Here is a 16,825-nt window from a genome sequence, read left to right on the forward strand (position 1 = left end):
ATCCCGACACCCCATTTCGACGAGGCCCAGACATGAGCGCAGCCGACACCAAGGCGAAGGCCGGCACCAGCGAGATCGACCAGCGCTGCATCGACACGATCCGCACGCTGACGATCGATGCGGTGCAGAAGGCCAATTCCGGCCATGCCGGCGCGCCGATGGGCCTGGCCCCGGTCGCCTTCACCCTGTGGAACCGCTACCTCCGCTACGACCCGGCGAACCCGCACTGGCCGAACCGCGACCGCTTCGTGCTGTCGGTCGGCCACGCCTCGATGCTGCTCTACAGCCTGCTCCACCTCGCCGAGGTGGCGGAGAAGGACGGGGGCAACGCCCCGGCGGTGAGCCTGGAGGACATCAAGAAGTTCCGCCAGCTCGACAGCCGCACCCCGGGCCACCCGGAATACCACTTCACCACCGGCGTCGAGGTGACCACCGGGCCGCTCGGCCAGGGCGTGGCGAATTCGGTCGGCATGGCGATGGGCGGCCGCTTCCTCGGCGAGCGCCTGGCCCACGGCGACCGGCCGGTCTTCGACTACAACGTCTACGCCATGTGCAGCGACGGCGACCTGATGGAGGGCGTCTCGGCCGAGGCCGCCTCGATCGCCGGGCACCTGCGCCTGTCGAACCTGTGCTGGATCTACGACAACAACACCATCACCATCGAGGGCCACACCGACCTCGCCTTCAGCGAGGAGGTCGCCGCCCGCTTCCTGGCCTATGGCTGGCAGGTGCTGCGCGTCGCCGACGCCAACGACACCGCGGCGGTCGCCCACGCGCTGGAGACCTTCCTGCAGTCGGGAGACCGCCCGACGCTGATCATCGTCAACTCGGTGATCGGCTACGGCGCGCCGACGAAGCAGGGTACGCCGAAGGCGCACTCGGACGCGCTCGGCCCCGACGAGGTCAAGGGCGCCAAGCGCGCCTATGGCTGGCCGGAGGATTCGCAGTTCCTGGTGCCGGACGGCGTCTACGACACCTTCCGCAACGGGATCGGCGCCCGCGGCAAGGCCCTGCGCGAGGAGTGGCTGGCGCTCGTCGAGGAGGTGAAGGCCGGGGATGCCGGCCTCGCCAAGGATCTCGACGCCTATCTCGCCGGCGAGCTGCCGGAGGGCTGGGACGCCGAGATCCCGGTCTTCCCGGCGGACGCCAAGGGGCTGGCCACCCGCGAATCGTCCGGCAAGGTGCTCAACGCCATCGCCAACCGGGTGCCGTGGCTGCTCGGCGGCTCGGCCGACCTCGCGCCCTCGAACAAGACCAAGCTCGAGAGCCCGGAGGCCGGCACCCTCGGGCCGTTCACGCCCGGCGGGCGCAACATCCATTTCGGCGTGCGCGAGCACGCGATGGGCTCGATCGTCAACGGCCTGGGGCTGGTGGGCCTGCGCGCCTACGGGGCGACCTTCCTGGTCTTCTCCGACTACATGCGTCCGCCGATCCGGCTCGCCGCCCTGATGGAGCTGCCGGTCTTCCATGTCTTCACCCACGATTCGATCGGGGTGGGCGAGGACGGGCCGACCCACCAGCCGGTGGAGCACCTGCTGGCGCTGCGCGCGATCCCCGGCCTCGTCACCTTCCGGCCGGCGGACGCCAACGAGGTGGCGGAGGCCTACCGGGTCATCATGACGCTCAAGCACCAGCCGGCGGTGCTGGCGCTGAGCCGCCAGCCGCTGCCGACCGTCGACCGCGACACCTACGCGCCGGCCTCCGGCACCGCGAAGGGTGCCTACGTGCTGGCCGGCACCGAGGAGGCGAAGCCCGACGTGATCCTGATCGGTACCGGCTCGGAGGTGCAGCTCTGCCTCGGTGCCTACGAAACCCTGAAGGCCGAGGGCGTGAAGGCCCGGGTGGTGTCGATGCCGTCCTGGGAGCTGTTCGAGCAGCAGGACGAGGCCTACCGCAACAGCGTGCTGCCGCCCGAGGTGACGGCCCGCGTCGCGGTCGAGCAGGGCTCGGTGATCGGCTGGGACCGCTACACCGGCAGCGCCGGCACGATCCTGGGCATGCACACCTTCGGCTCCTCGGCGCCGATCAAGGACCTGCAGTCCAAGTTCGGCTTCACGCCGGAGAAGGTGGTGGAGGCCGCCCGCGCCCAGGTGGCGAAGACGAAGAGCTGAGAATCAAGTCGAAGAGCTGAGACAAGACGAAGGGCTGAGAACCGTGTGCAGCCCGCCGGATGTCTCCGGCGGGCTGCACCGCCTCCGTCATCTCCCGGGGTCGCGCCGCGGAGCCCGGGATCCATGGCCGGTGACGATGCCCGATGGAGCGGGATGGGCTCCTCCTTCGATCGGGAGCTTCCGGCCCACCGCCCGCTTTGGTCATCGCTGGGCGAGCACCTGCGCCCCGTCAGCTCACCGAGCCGGTCGCCGCCATCGAAAGACCCCGCCCGGCCCAAGCCCCCGGCCATCGCCGTCAGCTACAGGGCGGTGATCAAGGCGCTGAAGGCGGCCTGCGCCGAGGTTGAAGCCGCCCTCGAGGCACGCCCGACCACAAGGCGGCAGCTTCGTGCGGGACCCGGCATGAGTTCACGGCACTATGCCGGCAGCACCACCACCTTCGTCTTCACCGGCGTCTGGCTGTACAGGTGGATCATGTCCTGGCTCAGCAGGCCGACGCAGCCGCTGGTGATGCCGGAGCCGATCGAGTCCGGCTCGCTGCTGGCGTAGATCGTGTAGAGCGTGTAGGCGCCGTTCTGGTACAGGTGCAGGGTGCGGGCCCCAAGGGGGTTCTCGAGGCCGCCCGGCATGCCGCGGGCCCACTTCGCCACCTCGGGCTGGCGCTTGATCATCTCGCGCGGCGGGGTCCAGGTCGCCCACTCGCTCTTGCGGCCGACATAGGCGTCGCCGCTCCAGCGGAACCCGTCGCGACCGACATTGGCGCCGTAGCGGGTGGCGAGGCCGCCCTCCTCGATCCGGTAGACGTAATAGTTCTTCGGGTCGACGACGATCGTGCCCGGCGCCTCCTTGGAGGCGTACTGCACCGTGCGGCGGTAGTATTTCGGGTCGACCTTGCTGATGTCGGTCGCCGGGATCGGGAACTTCTCCGTCGGGACCGGCCCGTAGAGCGCCGAGGCCTCGGCGAGGCTCATGCCGTCGCGGGTGGCGCAGCCGGCGAGCCCGAGGGCGCCGAGGCTGGCGGCCGAGCCGGCCAGGAAGGAGCGGCGGTCGAGGAGCCGGGCGCGGTGCGTCGGCGAGGTCGCAATCATGAGTCTGGCGTCCCGTCTTCCTGCCATCCGGCCGGAGAAGGGGTCGGCATCCCCCCGCCGCATGGTCGTTCCGGCGCGGACCCTGCCGCCCCACGGCCGCGCTGGCAAGATCGCGCAGGCCACGGTGCGAGACTTTCCGGCCCCGCCGGCGTTGACGGGGCGTTTCCAGGAGGACGATGCGATGCTGCGCGGCCATCCCGATCCCGATCCCGCGGGTCCCGGCCAGGAGAGCGTGTGGGACTATCCCCGCCCGCCCCGGCTGGAACCGGTGCCCGAGCGCCTGCGGGTGGTGTTCGACGGCACCACCATCGCCGACACGATGCGGGGCTGGCGCGTGCTGGAGACCTCGCACCCGCCGAGCTACTACCTGCCGCCCGACGACATCCTGCCCGGTTCGCTGGCGCCGGCCGGCGGCGGATCGCTGTGCGAGTGGAAGGGCCGGTCTCTCTACTACGACGTGGTCGGGCGCACGCGGCGGGCGGAGCGGGCGGCCTGGGCCTATCCGCGGCCGACCGCCGCCTTCGCGGCGCTCGCCGGGCACGTCGCGTTCTATGCCGGGGCGATGGAGGCCTGCTTCGTCGGCGACGAGCGCGTGACGCCGCAGCCCGGCGGGTTCTACGGCGGCTGGATCACCCGCAGGATCGTCGGCCCGTTCAAGGGCGAGCCCGGCACGATGGGGTGGTGAGACGGGCGACGGCGGGGGGCGACCGCCCCTCCCCTCACGCCGCCTGGTCGGCCGGGCGCTCCTCGACGAGGGTCACGACATCCTCCCAGCGCGACAGGAAGGCGGCGACGCAGGCCGGGTCGAAATGCGCGCCGGACTGCTCCTCGAGGAAGCGGCGGGCCCGATCGAGGGGCCAGCCCGGCTTGTAGACCCGGGCCGAGATCAGGGCGTCGAACACGTCGGCCACCGCCGTGATGCGGCCGGCGAGCGGGATCTCGGTGCCCTTGAGGCCCTGCGGGTAGCCGCCGCCGTCCCAGCGCTCGTGGTGGGTCAGCGCGATCTCGGCGGCGAGCCGCAGCAGGGGCGAGGGGCTGTCGTGCAGCATCCGGTAGCCGCGTAGCGCGTGCTGCATCATCTCGGTCCGCTCGGCGTCGGTGAGCGGCCCGGCCTTGCGCAGGATGCTGTCGGCGACGCCGATCTTGCCGATGTCGTGCATGGTCGAGGCGAGGGCGATATCGTTGCCCTCCTCCTCCGACAGGCCGAGCCCGTCGGTGATCGCCAGCACGCAGCCGGCGACCCGGGTCAGGTGGCCGCCGGCCTGGTCGTCGCGGTACTCCGCCGCCACCATCAGCCGCCGGATGGTCTCGCGCTCGCGCTCCTGGCTCTCGGCGAGCGCCCGCTCGACCTCCTGCGCCAGGGCGCGGTTCCGCCCCTCGGCCGCGCTCTGGGCCCGGGCGAGCGCGATCAGGTTGCGGCCGCGTAGGGCGAGGTCCGAGGCGTCGAGCGGGGCGAGCACCACGTCGGTGGCGCCGGCCGCGAGCGCCCGGTCGCGGGTCTCCGTCGGGTCGCCGGCGGCGACGACGAGGATCGAGGCCTGGGCAAGGAGAGGGCGCCCGCGCAGGTCGCGCACGAATCCGAGTCCGGTCCCGAGCGCGTCGAGGCCGGGCCCGGCCTCGATCAGCACGAGGTCGGCCGGCCGGCGGTCGAGGATCGCCAGCGCGGCGGCGGGATCGGAGACGGCCAGGGTCGGGAAGTCGGAGGCGAACAGCCGGGCCAGCCCGCCGGGATCGGGCCGGGCCGTGACGATCACGACGGCGGGATCGGCTGCGTTGGTCATGGTCCCCGGGTTTCCCTTCGCACCGGATGATGGCTCAAGCTACCGCGGCTTGATAAACCGTTCTTTAAGCCTGGGAAGCTTCGCGGCGACCGCCGCGGCGTCCCGTTCGTCGCGCAAAAGCCTGATCCCGCTCCGCTTCCGACCCGCGACACCGGAAGAGTACCTAGATGGTGAAGTCCGGCCCGGCCCGGGGGCCCGCGACCCGGGCGGCCTCGGCGCGGCCGCACAGGTCCTCCACCGTCACCGCGTCGAGCGTTGCAAGGTATGCGCCGGCCGCCTCCGCCACCAGGGGTGCCACCACGAGGCCGAGCACCGACCCCTCGGCCTCCGCCGTCGTTTCCTGGCCGAGCACCGCCCGGGCGATGTCGCCGGCGCTGATGCGGCGGCGCTCGCGGGCGAGCTCGTAGCCGCCATGCGGTCCCCGCAGGCCCTTGAGCAGGCCGTGATGCACCAGGGCCTGGAGCACCGCCTCGAGGTGGCGCGGCGGCAAGGCGTGGCGGGCCGCGAGCGCCTTGGCGCTCACCGGCTGGGGCCGGGCGTGGAGCGCGATGTCGACCATGGCGGCGAGCGCCAGGGCGAGGCGGGGTGGGGCCAGCGCGTCCACCCGCGTCCTCAGCCGCGGCCGGTGGAGCCGAAGCCGCCGACACCGCGGGCGCCGGCCTCGGCCTCCAGTTCGGGAAACGCCTCGACCACCCGCAGGGACGGCCGCACCACCCGGGTGAAGACCAGCTGGGCGATGCGCTCGCCCGGCCGCACCACGATCGGCGTTGCGCCCGGCGGGTTGCGGTTCCAGGCCGAGATCATCAGCGGGCCCTCGTAATCGGCGTCGATCACCCCGACGGTGTTGCCGAGCACCAAGCCGTCCCGATGGCCCAGGCCCGAGCGCGGATACACCATCGCGCACCAGCCGGGATCGCGGATCGCCAGGGCGAAGCCGGCCGGGATCAGGATCGCCGGGGCCTGCGGCAGGATCGGGGTCTCCGCGTCGAGGCAGGCATGGAGGTCGAGCCCGGCGGCCAGGGCCGAGCCCCAGCGCGGGAAACCCCAGCCGGCCAGCCGCGGGTCGAGGAGCCGGATCGCGACGTCGAGGCCGTGCGCGGGCTCGCTCATGCCTTGTGGCCGGTACGGGACGTCACCGCGTCGGCGAGCGCGACGAGGCGGCGGGCCTCGTCGGCCTCGCGCCGCAGCACGGTGCGGCCGAGATGGGCGAGGCCGGCCTGGCCCCTCCCCTCGGGCGCGTCGAAGGCGGCCACCAGGGCGCGGGCGGCGGCGACCGAGTCCGGGTCGGGCGCGAAGGCCGCCTCGGCCCGGCGGGCGCCCGCGGCCGAGGTCACCACCGCGCCGTCGAAGCCGAGGCCGCGGGCGCGGCCGATGTCGAGGCGGTCGGCGGGATCGAGCAGCACGTCGAGGTCGTGGGCGCGGGCGGCCGCGAGCGCCGTGGCGAGCCAGGCGAGCAGCGGCCCGGCCTCCGGCGCGCCGGGCGGCAGCCGGCCCTCGCGGGCGAGCGCACCGGCATCGACCACCAGGCAGGCGAGGCGCGCGTCGACGTCGCGCACCGCGCTCGCCACCGCCTCGGCCGACAGGATGCCGAGCGGCGTGTCGAGGCAGGCCCAGATCCGTACCCGCTCCGGCGCGTGGAGGCGGCGCAGGCGGCTGCCGAGGCCGGCGAGGTCCTCGGGCTCCTCGACCCGCGGCACCAGGACGGCGTCGGGCCCGGCCTGCGCCACCGCGGCGAGGTCGTCCTCCCCCCAGGGCGTGTCGAGGCCGTTGACCCGCACCACCACCTCGGCGGCGGAGAACCCGCCCTCGGACAGGCCGGAGACGACCAGGGCCCGGCCCGCCTCCCGGTCGGCGGGTGGGAGCGAATCGGCGAGGTCGAGGATCAGGGCATCGACGGGCTCGGACCGCGCGGCGGCCAGGGCGGTCGCGGTGGCCGGCACCAGAAGGGCGCTGCGGCGGGGGCGGATGTCGGTCATCGGTCGCGTGACTCCCCGATTTGGCGGCGCATCTATGCCCCGGGGACAGGCGGGATGCCATAGGCAAGCGCGGGTCGTCCGCAAGCGCAGATCTTCCGCAAGCGCGGGTCTTCGCCAAGTGCAGGTCTTGCGACCGCGAGCAATCCCCGTTCCGCCCGGCCGTGCCGCGGAGCGGGGCGCCCGATGTCGGCTCGTCAGTCCCGGTCCGCCAGCCAGTCGCGCGTCAGGCGGGCATCCTCGCCCGCCTCGTCCAGGCCGTGGCCGAGAGGCAGGATCCGCGCCGTGACGCGGGCGCCCGCCCGCCGAAGCTGCTCGGCGAGGGCGGGGGTGTCGGCGGGATGCCGTCGCGCATCCGATGCGCCGCCCAGCAGCAGGACGGGATAGCCGTCGAGCGCCGGAAACCTCGCCCCCGGGTCAGGCGAGAGCGGGCGCAGCAGGACCGCGCCCGAGGAGAGCGCAGGGGCCGCGAGCATCGATGCCGCCGCCATGACGGCTCCATTGGAGAAGCCGACGAGGAGCGGGGGCCGGCCTTCGCTCGCGGCGAGGCGGCGCAGGAGGTCGCAGAACTCGTCGCACCGCGCCGCGAGGTCGGCGTGATCGAGGCTTCGATCGCGATTGCGCCGGAAGAAGGCGTAGCCGCCCTCCCACGGAACCCGCCCGCGCACGAACAGGCAGGCGCGCGCGCCCGCGACGCGGTGCCCGAAGCTGGTCAGCGAGCCCTCGGAGCCGCCGCTGCCATGAAGCAGGACGACGGGGGCACGACCTCCCGCGGCGTCGCCGGATCGCACGACGTGGAACCCTGCCGTCTCCGCCATGCGTCCTCCGGGCTCCAAGACAGGTCCCTCACCCCAGCCGCGAGGCGAGCGTGCGGGCAAACGAATCGATATGCGCGGTCATCGCCGCCGCCGCCCCGTCCGGGTCGCGCCGGCGCAACGCCGCCAGGATCTCGGCGTGCTCCTCGGCCACCTCGGCCTGGTGGTGGCCGGTGGCGAGCGACAGGGCCCAGAACCGGACCGAGCGCCCGTGCAGCCCGGCCAGCACCTCGGCCAGCACCCGGTTGCCGGAGGCTTCGGCGATGACGGCGTGGAACAGCCGGTCCGATTCAAGGATCGCGTCGAGGTCGTCCGGGGCCGCGGCCAGGATCGCGTCGAGCCGCTCCAGCGCCTCCGGCCCGATCCGCGCGGCGGCGAGGGCGGCGCAGGGTGGCTCGGTCAGGCGGCGCACCTCGATCAGGTGGGCGAACTCGTCCATCGAGAGCGGCTGCACCAGGATGCCCTTCCGGGGCAGGATGCGCACCAGCCCCTCGTGCATCAGCCGGTGCAGGGCCTGGTTCACCGGCGTGCGGCCGAGGCCGAGCTCGGCGCACAGGCCGGATTCGTTGAGCGCATCGCCGGGCTTCAGCCGCAGCGAGACGATGTCGTCCTTCAGCCGCCGGTAGGCGCGCTCGTTCTGCGACAAGGTTGGGCACGAACCTGCACGCGTTCTGGCCACCGACACCGCTCCGCTCCATCGCCGTCGCTTTACCACGGGGCAGGCCCCACTTGGACCGTCTTGTGAAATATCACAGGCATGGTACTTGCAGAACCACACGCCGGGCGGCCGGTTCGCGGACCGCGGGAGAAGAGCGATGCCGAGGGTGGACGACGTGAGAGCGCACGATGCGAGAGCGCAAGACGCGACCGTGGGGGAACTGGACGAGGGCTATCGCCGGGCGACGCTCCGGCTGATTCCATTTCTGGTGTTCCTGTTCATCCTGGCCTGGATCGACCGGGTGAACGTCGGCTTCGCCAAGCTGCAGATGCTGTCGGATCTCAAGTTCAGCGAGGCGGTCTACGGCTTCGGCGCCGGCATCTTCTTCATCGGCTACTTCCTGTTCGAGGTGCCGAGCAACCTGCTGCTGGAGCGCATCGGCGCCCGCAAGACGCTGGCGCGCATCACCATCCTGTGGGGGCTCGCCTCGATGAGCCTCGCCTTCGTGCAGTCGGAATGGGCCTTCTACGCCATCCGCTTCCTGCTCGGGGTGTTCGAAGCCGGGTTCTTCCCCGGCGTGGTCCTCTATCTCACCTACTGGTTCCCGAGCGCGAAGCGCTCGCGCATCAACGGCCTGTTCATGACCTCGTTCGCCATCGCGGGCGTGATCGGCGGCCCGCTCGCGGGGCTGATCATGGGCACGATGGGCGGCGTCGCCGGGATGGCGAACTGGCAGTGGCTGTTCGTCCTCGAGGGCATCCCGTCGCTGATCGCGGGCGCCGCCGTGCTGGCCTTCCTGCCCGACCGGCCGAAGGACGCCCGCTGGCTCACCCCGAAGGTCGCGGCCGCGATGACGGCGGTCGTCGAGGCGGAAGGCCGTGCCGCCGGCAAGGAGGCGAGCTTCAAGGCCGCCTTGCGCGACGGCCGGGTCTGGCTCTGCGCGCTGATCTATTTCTGCATCGTCAGCGGCAACGCCACGATCGCGTTCTGGACGCCCTCGATCATCAAGGAGATCGGCGTGCAGGGCCCGATCGCGATCGGCTTCCTGGCCGCCGTGCCGTTCATCGCCGGCACGATCGCGATGGTGTGGACCGGGGCGCATTCCGACCGCACCGGCGAGCGCCGGCTGCACTGCGCGATCGCCAGCCTGATCGCGGCGGCGGGGCTCGCCGCCACCGGGGCGCTCATCGGTCACGCGATGCTGGCGCTCGTCGCGCTCACGGTCGCGGCGATCGGCATCCTGGCCGCCTTCCCGGTCTTCTGGTCGCTGCCGCAGACGTTCCTCGCCGGCACCGCGGCGGCCGGCGCCATCGCGGCGATCAACTCGATCGGCAACCTCGCGGGCTTCGTCGCCCCCTACGTGGTCGGCCTGTCGAACACGCTCACCGGCACGTCGAGCAACGGGCTCTACGTCGTCGCCGGCTTCGAGTTGCTGGCCGGCCTCCTGGTGCTGGGCTTCGCCCGCTGGCGCGAGGACCGGGCGGCCGACCTCGCCCCGGCCGAATGAACCGCCGCGCGATCCCTCGAGAGATCCGGAGACACGATACGATGCTGACCTTCCATCGCGAGGCCGCCGGCCGCCGGGACACGATCGCGCTCTCGCCCGAGGCGCTGGTGATCGCCGGCTGGGCCGGCCGGGACGAGGCGGCGATCCGCCACCACATCGACGAGCTCGCGGCGATCGGCGTTCCGCCGCCCTCCTCGGTCCCGGTCTATTACCGGGCCGCCGCGGCGACGCTGACGCAGAGCCCCCGCCTCGAGGTGCTGGGGCCGGATTCCTCGGGCGAGGCCGAGCCGGTGATCGTCTCGCTCGCCGACGGGCTGTGGCTCGGGCTCGGCTCCGACCACACCGACCGCAAGGCCGAGACGGTCGGCATCGCGCTCTCCAAGCAGATGTGCGGCAAGCCGGTCGGTACCGGCCTGTGGCGCCTCGACGAGGTCGCGGACCACTGGGATGACCTGATCCTGCGGTCCTACGCCACCATCGACGGCGCAAGGCTGCTCTACCAGGAGGGGCGCTTGACGGCGCTGCGCACGCCGGGCGACCTGATGGCGCGCCGCCCCGGCGGTCCGGATCTGCCCCCCGGCACGGTGATGTTCGGCGGGACGCTCGGGGCGATCGGCGGCATCCGCCCGGCCGTCCGGTTCGAGATGGAACTGGAGGATCCGGTCATGAAGCGCACGCTCGCCCACGCTTACGACATCGCCGTGCTGCCGGTCGTGGCCTGACGACCGCGATGACGACCGCGCTCGCCGGGATCGGGGACGGCGCCTTCTGGGCGGCGCTCCTCGTCAAGATGCTGACGAGCGCGGTCATCGTGGTCCTGGCCTCGCTCGCGGTCGAGCGGGCCGGGGCCCTGGTCGGCGCGATGATCGCGACGCTGCCGCTCTCGGCCGGGCCGGCCTACCTGTTCCTCGCCCTCGACCACGACGCCGCCTTCCTGCGCGACAGCGCGGTGGCGAGCCTGCCGGCCGTCGCCGCCACCGCCCTGTTCATCGCCGCCTATGCGGCTCTGGCCCGCCGGCACGGCGTCGCGCCCTCCCTCGCGGCGGGCCTGGGCACCTGGACCGCCGCCGCCCCGGCGCTGCGGGCCCTCGGCGGCGGTCCCGTCGGGGCCGGGTCCGTCACCGTCCTGGTGATCGTCGCCTGCATGGCGCTGTGCCGCCGCCTCCGCGCCGGCCCCCCGGTGCCGAAACGGCCCGGGCGGCGGAACGACGTGCTGGTCCGGGCCGGCATCGTCATGACGCTGGCTGCCGCCGTGGTGCTGGCCGGCCGGCTCGCCGGACCGGGCGCCGCCGGCCTCCTCGCCCTCGCCCCGGTGGTGATGGTCAGCCTGGCGGTGATCCTGCATCCGCGCCTCGGTGGGGCGGCGACCGCGCGGATGCTGGTGCTGAGCCTGCCGGGCATGCTCGGCTTCGTGGCGGCGCTCGCCGTCCTCGCCCTCACGATCGAACGGCTCGGGCCCGCCCTCGCCCTGCCGCTCGCCCTCCTGATCACGATCCTGTGGAACGGCGGGATCCTGCTCGCCGCCCGCACTCGCCCTGCTCCCATCCGAGAGACCGACCGATGCGCACGATCCGCGACGACCTCGAACGCCGCCTCGCCCTGATCGAGGAGCCGGCGAGCCGCCACGTCTTCACCAGGCTCTACCCCGAGGCCGCCCGCGCGGCGGCCGACGCCGGCGACGCGCGCCGCGCGGCCGGCCTGTCGCTCGGCGCCCTCGACGGCGCCATCGTGTCGATCAAGGACCTGTTCGACGTGCAGGGCGAGGCGACCACCGCCGGCTCGTCGCTCCGTCGCCGGGCCGAGGCCGCGCTCACGGACGCGCCGACCGTCGCCCGCCTGCGTCGCGCCGGCGCGGTGATCGTCGGAAAGACCAACATGTCCGAGTTCGCCTTCTCGGGCCTCGGCCTCAACCCGCACTGGGGCAATCCCGGCAATGCCGCCGATCCGAGCCTGGTGCCGGGCGGCTCCTCGTCTGGGGCGGGCGTCTCGGCGGCGCTCGGCACCTCCGACATCGCGATCGGCACCGATACCGGCGGATCGATCCGCATTCCGGCTGCGCTCAACGGCGTCGTCGGGTTCAAGCCCACCGCCCGCCGGGTGCCGCTCGCCGGCGCCTTCCCGCTCTCGCCCTCGCTCGATTCGATCGGCCCGCTCGCCCGCTCGGTCGAGGCCTGCGCCGCCACCGACGCGGTGCTGACCGGCGAGGAGTATCGCCCGCTCACGGCGCTCCCGCTGCGCGACCTGCGGATCGGCGTGCCCCGCGGGCTCCTGTTCACCGAGACCGAGGCGGCGGTGGCGCAGGCCTTCGAGACCGCCCTGTCGCGCCTGAGCGCGGCCGGCGCCCGGGTGCACGACACCGCCTTCGACGACCTCCTCGCCCGCATGGCCGAGGCGACGGCCGCGGGCCCGATCGCCGCGATCGAGGCCGCCGAGATCCATGCCGACTGGCTCGACGCCGAGGCCGCCGCCTTCGACCCGCGGGTGCATGCCCGCATCACCCGCGGCCGCACCGTGACGGCGGCCGCCTATATCCGGATGATGCGCGCCCGCGCCGGGCTGATCGAGGCCGGCGACGAGCGCCTCGCCCCCCTCGACGTCATGGCCCTGCCGGCGACCGCCATCACCGCGCCGCCGATCGCCGCGGTGGCCGAGGACGATGCGGAATTCTCGCGCCTCAACCTGCTGATGCTGCGCAACACGATGGTGGGGAACCTGTTCGACCTCACCGGCATCTCGCTGCCGCTCCCCGGCCAGTCGAAGCCCATCGGCCTGATGCTGGTCGCCCGCCACGGCCACGACCGGCGGCTTCTCGAGATCGCCGCGGGGGTCGAGGCGGCCCTGCGGTGACGGGTCCGGGGTGGGCCGGTCATCCCGGCCTCCCTTCGACCGCGCGCCCTCCTCCGCGGGATCGAGCCGTGCGGTGGCGAGGCGCTCGGGAGCCTGGGTGCCGGTCCCGGTCATGGACCGCAGTGCCCGAGGGGCATCGGGCAAGGCGCCTCGTGTCGAGGGTAATTCCCGGCCGCGTCGCCGCGAGGCGGGATCGTGAAACGCCCGGGGCGTGCCGCCGGCGAAGATCGTCCCGGCCGCACGAATCAGGCTGTCGACACGGCTTTAGTGATTTCGGGGCCGAAAAACTCGCCCAACCGCAACCCGCGATCACCGCAATCGACAGGATAATAGGTCGACCGATCGGCGTGATTGCTTGTGAGATTGCTTGGGAAATGGCGCCTGTCGCGGCGCGCCTTCAGCGATATTGGAACTAACAACTGAGAGAAGCCGGAGCGACATTACGTCACCCCTCAGGTTTCAATCCATAAAATGCCGCGGTCCGTCTGCCGGCCCGCGGCACTTCTATCAGCAAGTCTGCGGCTCAGGCCGCCTGTCGTCCGAGATGTGCCGCCACGGTGGTGACCCGTGAGCCCACCATCTTCACGGCGTCGCGCAGCTCGTCGCCGCTGACACCGAATTGACCGGCCCAGTAGGCGCGGTCGTCCGGGCAATGAATATCGATATGTTGGGCGAAACGAGGCTTGAGACCGTCCTGGGAGGCGGACATGATAGTTCCTCGACTGTCGAAAGAGCCAGTATCCGCTGGCGCGGGACGCTCTGCGTCGCGTATCTGAACAACGTCCGAACGATGGAAAAGTTGCCGGCTCGCCGCGCGCCCCCACGAGCCGGGCACGCGGAGACCAAGCGCGGCCGCTGGCGGGAAACGCCCAAGGCTGTTACCGGCTCCGCCCGTCCGATTCCCCACTCGTTCAGGACTCGACCATGACCCGTTTCCGTCCCGCCCTCGCGGCGCTCCTGCTCGCGACCGTCTCCCTCGCCGGTCCCGCGATCGCCCGCGAGATGCCTCAGGGACCGACGAACCAGACCACGGCGCCGCCGGCCGCCGCCGCCAAGGCCAACGTGGTGATCCTCGCCACCGGCGGCACCATCGCGGGTGCGGGGGCGGACGCCACCAACAGCGCCACCTACCAAGCCGCCAAGGTGCCGGTGGACAAGCTGATCGCCGCGATCCCGTCGCTGGGCGAGCTGGCGAACGTCCGCGGCGAGCAGGTCTTCCAGATCGCCTCCGAGAGCTTCACGAACGCCCAGCTGGTGCAGCTCGCCAAGCGCGTCTCCCAGCTCCTGAAGCAGAACGACGTCGACGGCGTGGTCATCACCCACGGCACCGACACCCTGGAGGAGACCGCCTACTTCCTCGACCTCGTGGTGAAGAGCGACAAGCCGATCGTCGTCGTCGGCTCGATGCGGCCCTCGACCGCGCTCTCGGCCGACGGCGCCCTCAACCTCACCGACGCCGTCGCCACCGCGGCCAACCCGGCCTCCCGGGGCAAGGGCGTGCTGGTGACGATGAACGACGAGATCCAGGCCGGCCGCGACGTCACGAAGCGCGTCAACATCAAGCCGAGCGCGTTCTTCAGCCAGTGGGGCCCGCTCGGCATGGTGGTCGAGGGCAAGACCTACTGGTTCCGCGCGCCCGTGAAGCGGCACGGCACCTCGTCGGAGTTCGACATCGAGACGATCGACACCCTGCCGGAGGTGGCCATCGTGTACGGCTCGGGCAACATGAACCCGGCCGCCTACACCGCCGCCGTGCAGGGCGGCGCCAAGGCGATCGTCAATGCCGGTACCGGCAACGGCTCGGTGGCGGGCTACGCCGTCGACACCCTCAAGGACCTGCGCTCCAAGGGCACGATCGTCATCCGCTCCTCGCGCGTCGGCGACGGCTTCGTCCTGCGCAACGCCGAGCAGCCCGACGACAAGTACGATTGGGTCGTGGCGCACGACCTGAACCCGCAGAAGGCCAAGATCCTCGCCGCCGTCGCGATGACCAAGACCAGCGACACCAAGGAGCTGCAGCGGATCTTCTGGGAGTACTGAGACCCCTCTTTTCGGCCCGACGGTCCGATCCTGCCGCGACGAACGAAAGCCTGCTTTCGACGACGTGGCGGGATCGACGATTAAATTGCGGCGTCCGGTCGCCTCGCGACCGGGCGCCGCTGCGTTTCGTCCCGGGGCCGTGCCGCGCCCGCGAGACGCCGTGCCGGTGGGAGCACCGCCCCGACCCCCGATCATGCCACGTCGCTCCGCGCCGTCGAGCCGCCCGGGCGGCGCACCCCCGATGCATCCGGCGGCCCTGGACAACCCTCTCCCCGCCCGCCACTCTCCCGCGAAACAAGATTTCGCAGGGTGGAAACGACATGATCAGTGCGGATCTGCACGGGCGCCGCGTGCTCGTCACCGGCGGCGCCTCGGGCATCGGGCTCGCCGCCGTCACGCTCTTCGCGCGCTGCGGCGCCGAGGTGATGCTCAACCACCTCGCCGAGGATGGCCGCGGGCCGGACGCCGCCGCGCGGCTGGCCGCCGAGGGGCTGAAGGTCCGGGCGATCCCCGGCACCGTCTCGGTGCCGGGCGAGGCCGAGGCCATGGTGGCCCGCGGGATCGACACGCTCGGCGGCCTCGACATCCTCATCAACAATGCCGGCACCCCGGCCTCCGCGACGCCGATCGAGTTCACCGATCTCGACGCGATGACCGAGGAGTTCTGGCAGACCATCCTGGCGACGAACCTGATCGGTCCCTACCGCTGCACCCACGCGGCGGCGCCGGCCCTGCGCCAGGCAAAGGGCGCCATCGTCAACACCGCCTCGGTGGCCGGCCTCGGCCGGCGCGGCTCCAGCATCGCCTACTCGGCGAGCAAGGCCGGGCTCGTGAACCTCACCCGCAGCCTCGCCCGGGCGCTCGCACCGGAGGTCCGGGTCAACGCCGTGGCGCCGGGCCTCGTCGAGACGCCCTGGACGCAGGGCTGGCCCGAGGCACGCAAGGCCGACACCCTGTCGCGCACCCTTCTCGCCCGGCTCGCCAAGCCCGAGGACATCGCCGAGGCGATGCTGTTCCTCGCCGCCGGCGCCGCCTACGTCACCGGCGAGACCCTGGTGGTCGACGGCGGCATGCTCTGAGGGGGATCGCCATGTCGTCGCGCAAGACCGTCATCACCTGCGCCCTCACCGGCTCGTTCGACACCGCCTCGAAGAATCCGGCGGTGCCGGTGAGCCCGCAGGCCATCGCGCAATCGGCCCTGGAGGCCGCCGCGGCCGGCGCCGCGATCGTCCACATCCACGTCCGCGATCCCGCTACCGGCAAGCCCAGCATGGAGCTCGCCCTCTACCGCGAGGTGGTGGAGCGGATCCGCGAGAAGAACGCCGAGGTCGTCCTCAACCTGACCACCGGGGCCGGCGGGCGCTACGTCGCGGGCGATCCCGACCCGGCGGTGGCGGGGCCCGGCACGACGCTCGCCTCGCCCGAGGCGCGCACCCGCCACGTCACGGCGTTGCGCCCCGAGATCTGCACCCTCGACGTGGCGACGATGAATTTCGGCGAGCACGCCTTCATGAACACGCCCGCGCACCTGCGGGCGATGGCGGCGATGATCCGAGAGGCGGGCGCCAAGCCCGAGATCGAGGTGTTCGACCTCGGCCAGATCGAGCTCGCCCGCCACCTCCTGGCGGAGGGGCACCTCGATTCGCCGCCCCTGTTCCAGATCTGCCTCGGCATCCCGTGGGGCGCCCCGGCGACGCCCGAGACGCTGCTGCAGATGCGCGACCGCCTGCCCAAGGACGCGCTGTGGTCGGCCTTCGGCATCTCGCGGGCCGAGTTCCCGATGGTGGCGCTCGCCGCCACCGCGGGCGGCCACGTCCGGGTCGGGCTCGAGGACAACCTGTATCTGGCGCGGGGAACTCTCGCCCCGAGCAACGCGGCCCTGGTCGAGAAGGCGGTGAGCCTGCTCGCCCATCTTGACTGTGCCCCGGCGACTCCCGCCGAGGCGCGGGCGATCTTCGGCCTGCCCGGCTGATTCGCCCCGGAGCGGCGTGGCCTGGGCGCCACG

17 protein-coding genes are annotated in these 16,825 nt (G+C 72.6%); 9 read left to right on the forward strand and 8 right to left on the reverse strand.

Annotation, left to right across the window (positions count from 1 at the left end):
* Nucleotides 1-32: 32 nt before the first annotated feature.
* On the forward strand, nt 33-2,111 hold the full coding sequence (gene tkt / locus BMX97_RS02125; protein WP_091744916.1) for a transketolase: 2,079 nt from the start codon (nt 33-35) through the stop codon (nt 2,109-2,111).
* 416 nt (nt 2,112-2,527) lie between these two features.
* Here the strand turns inward: tkt and BMX97_RS02130 are convergent, their stop codons facing one another.
* Nucleotides 2,528-3,199 carry a L,D-transpeptidase family protein gene (locus tag BMX97_RS02130; protein WP_244538229.1) on the reverse strand — a complete coding sequence of 224 codons (672 nt, stop codon included), beginning with the start codon at nt 3,197-3,199 and terminating at the stop codon, nt 2,528-2,530.
* A gap of 181 nt (nt 3,200-3,380) precedes the next feature.
* On the opposite strand from BMX97_RS02130, the gene BMX97_RS02135 reads away from it, so the two are divergent.
* Nucleotides 3,381-3,884 (forward strand): DUF427 domain-containing protein, encoded by a 504-nt coding sequence (locus BMX97_RS02135; protein WP_091745125.1) that lies wholly within the window; start codon nt 3,381-3,383, stop codon nt 3,882-3,884.
* A 34-nt stretch (nt 3,885-3,918) separates the two neighbouring features.
* On the opposite strand, the gene BMX97_RS02140 is transcribed toward BMX97_RS02135, so the two are convergent.
* From BMX97_RS02140 to BMX97_RS02165, 6 genes are all read right to left on the reverse strand, one after another.
* Nucleotides 3,919-4,980, reverse strand: coding sequence for an HD-GYP domain-containing protein (locus tag BMX97_RS02140; protein WP_091744918.1), 1,062 nt, complete (start codon nt 4,978-4,980; stop codon nt 3,919-3,921).
* A 163-nt stretch (nt 4,981-5,143) separates the two neighbouring features.
* Nucleotides 5,144-5,584 carry an RrF2 family transcriptional regulator gene (locus BMX97_RS02145; protein ID WP_091744919.1) on the reverse strand — a complete coding sequence of 147 codons (441 nt, stop codon included), beginning with the start codon at nt 5,582-5,584 and terminating at the stop codon, nt 5,144-5,146.
* Between the two features lie 8 nt (nt 5,585-5,592).
* Nucleotides 5,593-6,090: a dUTP diphosphatase gene (gene dut / locus BMX97_RS02150; RefSeq protein WP_091744921.1), complete on the reverse strand. Its 498-nt coding sequence runs from the start codon at nt 6,088-6,090 to the stop codon at nt 5,593-5,595.
* On the reverse strand, nt 6,087-6,956 hold the full coding sequence (locus tag BMX97_RS02155) for an aldolase/citrate lyase family protein (RefSeq protein ID WP_091744923.1): 870 nt from the start codon (nt 6,954-6,956) through the stop codon (nt 6,087-6,089). The genes dut and BMX97_RS02155 overlap by 4 nt, the downstream gene beginning before the upstream one ends.
* A gap of 194 nt (nt 6,957-7,150) precedes the next feature.
* Nucleotides 7,151-7,771 carry an alpha/beta hydrolase gene (locus tag BMX97_RS02160; RefSeq protein ID WP_244538230.1) on the reverse strand — a complete coding sequence of 207 codons (621 nt, stop codon included), beginning with the start codon at nt 7,769-7,771 and terminating at the stop codon, nt 7,151-7,153.
* Nucleotides 7,772-7,799: 28 nt separating this feature from the next.
* Entirely contained in the window at nt 7,800-8,414 is a 615-nt protein-coding gene (locus BMX97_RS02165; RefSeq protein WP_244538231.1) for a GntR family transcriptional regulator, read from the reverse strand.
* A 223-nt stretch (nt 8,415-8,637) separates the two neighbouring features.
* Here BMX97_RS02165 and BMX97_RS02170 point away from each other — a divergent pair, with 223 nt between their 5' ends.
* From BMX97_RS02170 to BMX97_RS02185, 4 genes are read left to right on the forward strand one after another with little or no spacing between them, the layout of a single operon-like run.
* Nucleotides 8,638-9,933, forward strand: a complete 1,296-nt coding sequence (locus BMX97_RS02170; RefSeq protein ID WP_244538232.1) for an MFS transporter — start codon at nt 8,638-8,640, stop codon at nt 9,931-9,933.
* Between the two features lie 41 nt (nt 9,934-9,974).
* Nucleotides 9,975-10,655, forward strand: coding sequence for a DUF2848 domain-containing protein (locus BMX97_RS02175; protein ID WP_091744927.1), 681 nt, complete (start codon nt 9,975-9,977; stop codon nt 10,653-10,655).
* An 8-nt stretch (nt 10,656-10,663) separates the two neighbouring features.
* Entirely contained in the window at nt 10,664-11,536 is an 873-nt protein-coding gene (locus tag BMX97_RS02180; protein ID WP_091744929.1) for a hypothetical protein, read from the forward strand.
* Nucleotides 11,494-12,780, forward strand: a complete 1,287-nt coding sequence (locus tag BMX97_RS02185) for an amidase (protein WP_091744931.1) — start codon at nt 11,494-11,496, stop codon at nt 12,778-12,780. Before BMX97_RS02180 ends, BMX97_RS02185 begins: the two co-directional genes overlap by 43 nt.
* 523 nt (nt 12,781-13,303) lie before the next feature.
* On the opposite strand, the gene BMX97_RS02190 is transcribed toward BMX97_RS02185, so the two are convergent.
* A complete protein-coding gene (locus BMX97_RS02190; RefSeq protein ID WP_060846453.1) occupies nt 13,304-13,489 on the reverse strand; it encodes a DUF3606 domain-containing protein in 186 nt (61 codons plus the stop codon).
* Between the two features lie 215 nt (nt 13,490-13,704).
* On the opposite strand from BMX97_RS02190, the gene BMX97_RS02195 reads away from it, so the two are divergent.
* From BMX97_RS02195 to BMX97_RS02205, 3 genes are all read left to right on the forward strand, one after another.
* Entirely contained in the window at nt 13,705-14,820 is a 1,116-nt protein-coding gene (locus BMX97_RS02195) for an asparaginase (RefSeq protein ID WP_091744933.1), read from the forward strand.
* 320 nt (nt 14,821-15,140) lie between these two features.
* The gene (locus BMX97_RS02200) at nt 15,141-15,899 is read left to right on the forward strand and encodes an SDR family NAD(P)-dependent oxidoreductase (protein WP_091744935.1); all 759 of its coding nucleotides are present in this window, start codon (nt 15,141-15,143) and stop codon (nt 15,897-15,899) included.
* Nucleotides 15,900-15,910: 11 nt separating this feature from the next.
* Nucleotides 15,911-16,792 carry a beta-keto acid cleavage family enzyme gene (locus tag BMX97_RS02205; RefSeq protein WP_091744937.1) on the forward strand — a complete coding sequence of 294 codons (882 nt, stop codon included), beginning with the start codon at nt 15,911-15,913 and terminating at the stop codon, nt 16,790-16,792.
* Nucleotides 16,793-16,825: the final 33 nt, after the last annotated feature.

It is taken from the genome of Methylobacterium sp. ap11 (genome assembly GCF_900110515.1).
In the GTDB taxonomy this organism is placed as follows: domain Bacteria; phylum Pseudomonadota; class Alphaproteobacteria; order Rhizobiales; family Beijerinckiaceae; genus Methylobacterium; species Methylobacterium ajmalii.